Source organism: Dietzia sp. DQ11-44 (genome assembly GCF_014145205.1).
Taxonomy (GTDB): domain Bacteria; phylum Actinomycetota; class Actinomycetes; order Mycobacteriales; family Mycobacteriaceae; genus Dietzia; species Dietzia natronolimnaea.
Genome location: NZ_JAALEC010000747.1, coordinates 1 through 7225, shown reverse-complemented (window position 1 = coordinate 7225; position 7225 = coordinate 1). Strand labels below are relative to the sequence as shown.

Sequence of the window (7225 nt, the reverse complement as noted above, 5' to 3'; positions counted from 1 at the left end):
ATGGGAAAAGGTGTCGCGTTCTTGGAGGCGCTCTCGAAAAAGAACACGCGGTGAGCCGGGCGGCCTGGCGCACCTGGCAGGCCGAGACCGCGCAGCTGCTGACCGCGCTGCTGGGTGTGGTGCGCGCATGTGCGCTGGTTGGCCGGTCGCGGGCAACGCACCACCGCCAGGCGAATCCGAAGCCGCGCGCCTACGGCCCGCACCCCAAAGCCCGACATCCTGCCGAGCTCAGCGACCCGGACCGCGCCGCGGTGCTGGGCGTGCTCACCAGCGACGCTTACGCCGATCTGTCGGTGGCCCAGGTGTGGGCCCGAGAGCTCGACGCGGGCCGGTATCACTGCTCGCAGCGCACAATGCACCGCATCTTGGCCGCCCAGGCGATGAACGGCGAACGCCGCAGGCAGGCTACCCATCCGCCGCGCAAGATTCCCGAGCTGGTGGCGACCGCGGCAAATGACGTCTGGTCCTGGGATATTACGAAAATGCGGGGTCCGGCCAAGGGCGTCTGGTACCACGCCTATGTCGTCATCGACATCTTCTCCCGCTACGTCGTCGGGTGGCGGATCGAGACCGTCGAGGACGGCGAACTGGCGGCTGACCTGGTCGCTGACGCCATCGCTGAGCAAGGGCGGGCACCGGGGTATCTCCACGCCGACGGGGGCGCGGCGATGACCTCGAAGCCATTGGCCTCGCTGCTGGTCGACCTGGATGTCATCCGGTCGCACAATCGGCCGCGCACCAGCAACGATAACCCCTACAGCGAGTCTCAGTTCAAGACCATGAAGTACACACCGGACTACCCGGAGCGGTTCGCCAGCATCGGTGCCGCCCGGGCATGGATGAACCGGTTCACCCACTGGTACAACCACGAACACCGGCACAGCGGGATCGGACTGCACACCCCGGCCAGCGTCCACGACGGCACCGCCGATCACATCCGCGACAAGCGGCAGCTCGTGCTCGACGCTGCCTACGCCAAGCACCCTGAACGGTTCACCCGGCGCCCGCGCCCACCCCGGCTACCAGAGAAAGTGACCATCAACGACCCCGCAGCCCGATCAGCCGAAACTAGCCAGGCTCAACCGACCACTGCACGTCTCAATTGATTTGACACGCTCCGCACCCCCCACGGGCGGCTGGGCGTCGGGGGGGCCGGTGGCACCGGGCGGCAGCGGTCGACCCGCGCGCGCCTCACCGCCGGTGCCCAGGGCATCCAGCGAGCCGGGGAGGTCGAGCGCGCCGTCGAACATCATGTGGTCCCCGCGGATCGCGACGTCGAAGTTCGTGACGAAGCGCTGCAGGGCGTCCAGGGTGGGGGCCACCTCGTCCCCGAAGCCCTCCATGTCCTCGAGCAGGACGGTCAGTGTGCGCAGTGACGGCGTCAGGCGCCCGTCCGTGGCCGAGGTGAACTGCTCGACCTGCACTGTCAGGGCGGTGGTGGTGTCCATGAGTGCGGTGATCGTCTCCCGACTGGCCGCCGCCTCCGAGACGAGGTCGGCGGACACCCGCATGCCGCGGTCGATGAGCTCGCGGCGACCGGCGAGCGAGGCGTTGACCCGGTCCAGGGCGAGGATCGTCCGGTCGATCTCGTCGCGGTTCGCCTCGTACAACTCCAGGGCGCGGTCCCCACGCTCCCGGATGCGCCCGATCTCCTCACCTCGCCCGTCCAGGGCCACGGTGAGCTCCTCCATCACCGAGCCGAGCTGCGCGATCCCACTCCCGTTGAGCAGCAGTCCCAGCGAGGCGAGGCTGGACTCGAGATCCGGACCGACGCCGGTGTGCACCCGCGGAACGACCCCCGTGTCCTCGAGTAGTGCACCGGTCGCGGGCGCCGCCGGCGGGGTGAGCGCGATGAACGGGCTGCCGAGGGCGGTGGGCAAGCGGATCTCGGCGAAGACGCCGGCGGGGACGCCGGAGTCACCCTCGAGGCGGACGCCGATCACGGCCTCGGTTCCGTCGGTGCCGACGCTGCGGACCCGGCCGACGAGGCGTCCCCCGTAGCGGACCTCCGCTCCGGGTGCGAGCCGGTCGGCGCGCTCGAACCGCATCTCCACGTCCGCCGAGCCCTCCCCGGTGTCCATCCCCAGGGGAACAGACTGGAGTGCGAGTTGTGGCGTGTTCACGGCCACCATCGCCGCACCCCCGAGCAGTGCCACCCCGAGGAGGGCCACGAGTCCGCGCACCAGGTGCGGACGGGTTCTGGTCTCACGCATGGCTCTCATCCACCCCCCGCGACTCGTTCGAACGCCCCGACCAGGCCGATCGGGTCACTCTGTTCGACCGGGAACATGAGCGGGTTGGTCAGGCCGGCGCCCGTGCACAGTGGGAGCGGCTCACGCCGGCAGAGCTCGCGGCCACGGGCGAAGTGGGTGATGTTGGACGAGACGTTGAGGCGGATGCGCGCGCGACCGTCGGGTCCGATCCCGGCCGCGAGGTTCTCCATCATCACCGGGTACAGATCCAGGAACTCCGCGAAGTCCGCGCGGTGGCGGGCGTACAACGCCGTCACCTCGCGGGTCGCGGTGGTCGTCCCGGTGATGTCGTCCCCGCGCGCGGCGACGAACGCGTCGAGTTCGTCGAGGATCACACGGAGGTCCTCCGCCGGGGCCGCCACGTCGATCTGGTCGTCCCGGAGCTGCCGACCCAGGTCGTCGAGTCCCAGCACGAGGTCGCGCATGGTCTGGTCGCGACCGCCCGCGGCGTCCATCAGCACCGCGAGCTCGGTGACGATCGCGTCGAGATCCTCGGCCCGGTCCCCGCCCACCGCCGAGACCGTGGACAGGTTCCTGATGGCCCGGCTCAGCGTCTCCCCCCGGCCGTCGAGGGCCTCGGCCCCCCGGTCGAGACCACGTGCCACCTCGTCGGCTCCGGGCGAGAACGCCGAGCTCAGGGTGTCCAGGCTGGAGACGAACTCGTCGAAGTCGAGGGGTGCCCGCGTCCGCTCGGCCGGGATCACCCCGTCGTCCGGGAACGCCGGCCCGCCCACGTAGGCGGGGGTGAGCTCGACGAACCGGTCGGCGATGACGGCCGGGTTCATCACCACAGCCCCCACGTCCGCGGGCAACCGCGTACCGGGCTCCAGTGAGAGCCGCACCCGTGCGAGGTCCCCCGTCGGCTCGACCTTCTCCACGATCCCCACCTCGACCCCCACGATCCGGACCTGCGAACCGACGTACACGCCCTCGGCGGAGGCGAACTCGGCCGTGATCACCTGGCGACCGCCGTCTCCCCGGGCGCCGGAGAGCAGAGAGGCCAACACCAGGACGGTGGCGAGGGCGGTGACGAGGATCGCGACGACCCTGGTCCGGCTCACACGTCTCAGTTGCATCCGTCCATCACCCCCAGGGCGCAGAGCGCCGAATCCGGGATCGGGCCGGTCGGTGTGGCGACATCCGTCCACGGGCCGTTCCCGGCCGCGTCCGTGACCGCGCGGAGTCCTGGTGGCATCCGGGTGAGCACCTCGTCCATCGCGTCGATGTTCCTCTGGTAGGTCTCGCTGATCGAGCGCATGTTGCCCAGCACGCGGTCCACGTCCTCGGCCTCCTCGTCGAGCAGCACCCGCACCCGGGTCGCGAGATCCTCCAGGGACGACACGAGGGAGCTGAGCGCCTCACGACGCTGGGTGAGCACGGTGACCAACACGAGTGACTGGTCGGTCAGAGCTCGGATACCCGCCTCCTGCGAGACGAGGACCCCGGTCAGTTCGCGGGTCGTGGTGACCACCCCGGACATCCGCGCGTCCTCGCGGGCGAGGAGACCCAGGGCCGCGGAGACGTCGTCGATCGACTGACCGGCGGCCCCGGCGTCCTGCGGCAGGATGCTGTCCAGGCTGTCGATCATCGCGCTGACGGCCCTCGTGTCGAGCTCCTCGGCCAGGTCCGTGACCGCTCCCCCGATGTCGTCGATCATGTACGGCGACGTGGTGCGTTCCACCCCGATCCGCCGGTGCGGGCCGAGGTCCCCCCCGCCCGCCGGCGTGACCTCGAGGAACCTGTTCCCGAGGATCGACTTGAGACCGATCGTGGCGGTGCTCGCCTCGCCCAGGTCCTGGCCCCGGTCGAGCCGGAACCCCACCACCGCCAGCCCGTGCTCCAACGTCAGGGAGTCCACGCGGCCACTGGGCACGCCGGCCACCAGGACCGGGTCCCCCGTCCGTACCCCCCCGGCGTTGGCGAACTCGGCCGCGTAGTGGTCGGTGCGCAGGACGTACCAGAGTCGGAGCAGGGCCATGCTCGCCGCGAAGACCGCGATGACCAGCAGGATCGATGTGGCTCCCACGAAGACGGTGTTGCCGCGACGGGTGTGCCTCGGGTCGCGGACGAGGTCGACCAGACTCTCCCGCACCATGGTGATCGGACTCATCGGCACGCCCCCGAGTTCCGGTAGCCGAACAGGCTGGTCTCCCAGTCGTCCCACTTGACCGTGAAGTTGCACATGTAGAGGGCCAGGAAGCCACCCTTCTGAGCCTGGGCGTTGACCTCCCGGGCGAACAGCGGGGCCTTGCCCATCGCGGTGTCGAACGCCGGGGTGTTGGGGATCCACCCGTCGGTCGTGTGACGAGCGGCGTCCACGCTCGCGCGGAGATCCGGATCGGTCTCGCGGAGCATCGAGGCCAGTGTCGCGGTGGCCGCGTCCCCGCGCTCGATGAGCACCGCGAGGTCGTTCCCGCCGCCGTCCGCGAGCGCCCCGGAGACGGTGTCGAGTCCCCTGACCAGCCGCTGGAGGTCCTCCTCCCGCTCGGTGAGCGTGGTGTTGAGCGCCGTGATGTTGTCCGCGAGCCGGGTGTACACGTCCTGCCTGCCGACGATGTCCCGGCTCAGCAGCGCCAGGCGGGCGAGCAGGACGTCCATGGCACCCGGTTCGCCCTGGAACGCGGCGACCACGGTGCGCGAGAGGGTGTTGACCTCGTCCGGCCGCACCGCCTCGAACAGCGGCTTGAACCCGTTGACGAGCGCGGTGAGGTCCACGGGATCGGTGGTGGCCTCCAGCGGGATGCGCGTCCCCTCCGGCAGCGGGTCGGCACCGCCGACGGCCGGTCCGCCGTCCTGTGGGGAATCGAGGGAGAGATAGCGGATGCCCAGCATGTCCCCGTAGCGGACCGACGCGCGCGCGCCACTCGCGACCGGCGCCGAGCGCTCGACCTCGAAGTCGACGACGGCGATCGTCTCGCCCAGGGGGCCGACCTCCCGCCCGACTCCGAGCACCCTGCCCACGCGGACGCCGGCGACCGTGACCTCGGAGCCCGGGCCGAGCCCGCCGACGTCGGTGAACTCGGCGCCGTACGCCCGCGCTCCCCAGCCGATCGGCCCGCCAGATCGACCACCGGGCCCCGGCCCGCGGGGAGTTGGAAGACCATGTCAGTGGTATCCGGGTTCCGACGTCGACTCGGCCGCCGGGTCAGACACCCGTGGAGCCGTGCTCCGAGCGGAGCGCGCCCTTGACCACCTTGCCGCTGGCGTTGCGCGGCAGCTCCTCCACGTGCACGAGGTGCTTGGGCAGCTTAAAGCCGGCCAGTTTGTCGCGTAGCCACCCGGTCAGCTCGTCGAGGGTGATGTCCGCGCGGCCCTCCTCCTCGTGCTGGGCGACCACCGCGACGGGCACCTCGCCCCACTTCTCGTCCTTGCGACCGATCACCGCGACCTCACGGATCCGGGGGTGGCCGGCGATGACGTTCTCGACCTCGGCGCAGTAGATGTTCTCACCGCCGGAGATGATCATGTCCTTCTTGCGGTCCACGACGTAGACGAAGCCCTCGTCGTCCATCCGGACCAGGTCACCGGAGTGGAACCAGCCACCCTCGAAGGCCTCCGCGGTCTCCGCGGGCTTGTTCCAGTAGCCGGACATGGTGGTGGGTCCGCGGTAGACGATCTCGCCCACCTCGCCGGGACCGACCGGCTCCCCGAACGCGTCGATCACACGGGCCTGCAGGGTGGGGATGACCTTGCCGACCGACCCGAGTTTGCGGATCGCGTCGTCACCGTCGAGCGCACAGGTGATGGGGCTCATCTCGGTCTGGCCGAACACCGCGCAGTTGAGGGCGTCCGGGAACGTCTCGGACATGGCGCGCAGGATCGTGTCCGTGGACGGGGCCGCACCCCACGAGATGTTGCGCAGCACGAGCGTCCGCGGGCGGGCCTTCTGCTCGGCGCAGACGGCCTGCCACTGCACCGGCACGAGGAAGACGCTGGTGATCCGCTCCGCCTCGAGGGTGTCGAGCAGGGCGGACGGGTCGAAGGCCTGCAGGGGGTGGACCACCGTGACGCCGCCGAGCTGGAGACTCGGGGCGATCGAACCGAGCGCCGCGATGTGGAACATCGGGGCCGCGCACAGTGCGCGCCCCTCCTCGTCGAAGAGCCGGAACACCCGGATACAGGTCAGGGACTGGGCGGTGAGGTTCTCGTAGGAGAGCATCGCGCCCTTGGGCCGACCCGTGGTGCCCGAGGTGTACATGATGAGGGCGGTGGAGTCCTCCGGGACGTCGACCGGCGGATGCGGTTCGCCCTCCTCGGCCAGCGCGTCGGCGAAGGTGGTCTGGTCCTCCGTTCCGGACTCGCCCCCGATGACGATGTGGTCACCCGGCTCCTCACCCTGGGCACGGATCGCCCCGACGAGCGGGGCGAGCAGGGCGTCGGTGACGACGACCTTCGGCGCGCAGTCGCTCACCAGGTAGGCCAGCTCGGCCGGGGTGAGGCGGAAGTTCACCGGCACCGCGATGGCACCCAACCGGTTGATGCCGAGCACCGCCTCGACGAACTCCGGGTTGTTGAGGGTGATCAGCATGACCCGATCACCCCTGGCGACCCCACGACGGGCCAGCGCGTCGGCGAAGAGACCGCTGCGCTCGTGTAGCTGCGACCAGGTGGTGGTCTGGCCGAGGTAGCGGAGCGCCTCGCCGTCGGGGTTCATCTCGGCGTGGGTGGCCACCCACGTGTTCCAGTGGTTGCGACGGGCGGCGTGGAGTTCCGCGACGGGGTCCATGGTGGCGGTGGTCATGATTCGGCCTTTCGTGGGCGGTGAGGGTGGAGGACCGGGTCAGGAGAATTCGGGGCGTCTCTTCTCGAGGATCGAGGCGACCCCTTCGGCGAAGTCGTCGGACACCAGGAGCTCGCACTGTCCCTCGTGCTCGCGGGCCAGCGCGGCGTCCAGCTCGGCGAGTGTGGCCCCGGTGACCGACTTCTTGGTGAGTTCCAGCGCGCGGCGGGGGCCGCGGGCCAGCCGGCGGGCG

6 protein-coding genes and 1 pseudogene are annotated in these 7225 nt (G+C 70.4%); 1 reads left to right on the top strand and 6 read right to left on the bottom strand.

Annotation, left to right across the window (positions count from 1 at the left end; genetic code table 11):
- Positions 1-50 precede the first annotated feature (50 nt).
- Positions 51-1106, top strand: coding sequence for an IS3 family transposase (locus G6018_RS16785; RefSeq protein ID WP_347237893.1), 1056 nt, complete (start codon positions 51-53; stop codon positions 1104-1106).
- Here G6018_RS16785 and G6018_RS16780 read toward each other — a convergent pair.
- The 6 genes and pseudogenes from G6018_RS16780 to G6018_RS16755 all read right to left on the bottom strand — a co-directional run.
- Positions 1059-2213, bottom strand: a complete 1155-nt coding sequence (locus G6018_RS16780; RefSeq protein WP_182640247.1) for an MlaD family protein — start codon at positions 2211-2213, stop codon at positions 1059-1061. The genes G6018_RS16785 and G6018_RS16780 overlap by 48 nt on opposite strands.
- 5 nt (positions 2214-2218) lie before the next feature.
- Positions 2219-3328 carry an MCE family protein gene (locus tag G6018_RS16775; RefSeq protein ID WP_182640246.1) on the bottom strand — a complete coding sequence of 370 codons (1110 nt, stop codon included), beginning with the start codon at positions 3326-3328 and terminating at the stop codon, positions 2219-2221.
- Positions 3319-4362, bottom strand: a complete 1044-nt coding sequence (locus G6018_RS16770; RefSeq protein WP_182609784.1) for an MlaD family protein — start codon at positions 4360-4362, stop codon at positions 3319-3321. Before G6018_RS16770 ends, G6018_RS16775 begins: the two co-directional genes overlap by 10 nt.
- Positions 4359-5303 (bottom strand): MCE family protein, encoded by a 945-nt coding sequence (locus G6018_RS16765; protein WP_182640248.1) that lies wholly within the window; start codon positions 5301-5303, stop codon positions 4359-4361. The genes G6018_RS16770 and G6018_RS16765 overlap by 4 nt, the downstream gene beginning before the upstream one ends.
- A gap of 94 nt (positions 5304-5397) precedes the next feature.
- Positions 5398-6993 carry a fatty-acid--CoA ligase FadD5 gene (gene fadD5, locus G6018_RS16760; RefSeq protein WP_182610219.1) on the bottom strand — a complete coding sequence of 532 codons (1596 nt, stop codon included), beginning with the start codon at positions 6991-6993 and terminating at the stop codon, positions 5398-5400.
- 39 nt (positions 6994-7032) lie between these two features.
- Positions 7033-7225 (bottom strand): annotated as a pseudogene (locus G6018_RS16755) (enoyl-CoA hydratase); the annotation flags it as partial.

Coding starts and splice junctions, on each gene's coding strand:
- G6018_RS16770 (WP_182609784.1), bottom strand. CDS start 4,362: ATGAGTCCGATCACCATGGTGCGGGAGAGTCTGGTCGACCTCGTCCGC.
- G6018_RS16775 (WP_182640246.1), bottom strand. CDS start 3,328: ATGCAACTGAGACGTGTGAGCCGGACCAGGGTCGTCGCGATCCTCGTC.
- G6018_RS16780 (WP_182640247.1), bottom strand. CDS start 2,213: ATGCGTGAGACCAGAACCCGTCCGCACCTGGTGCGCGGACTCGTGGCC.
- fadD5 (WP_182610219.1), bottom strand. CDS start 6,993: ATGACCACCGCCACCATGGACCCCGTCGCGGAACTCCACGCCGCCCGT.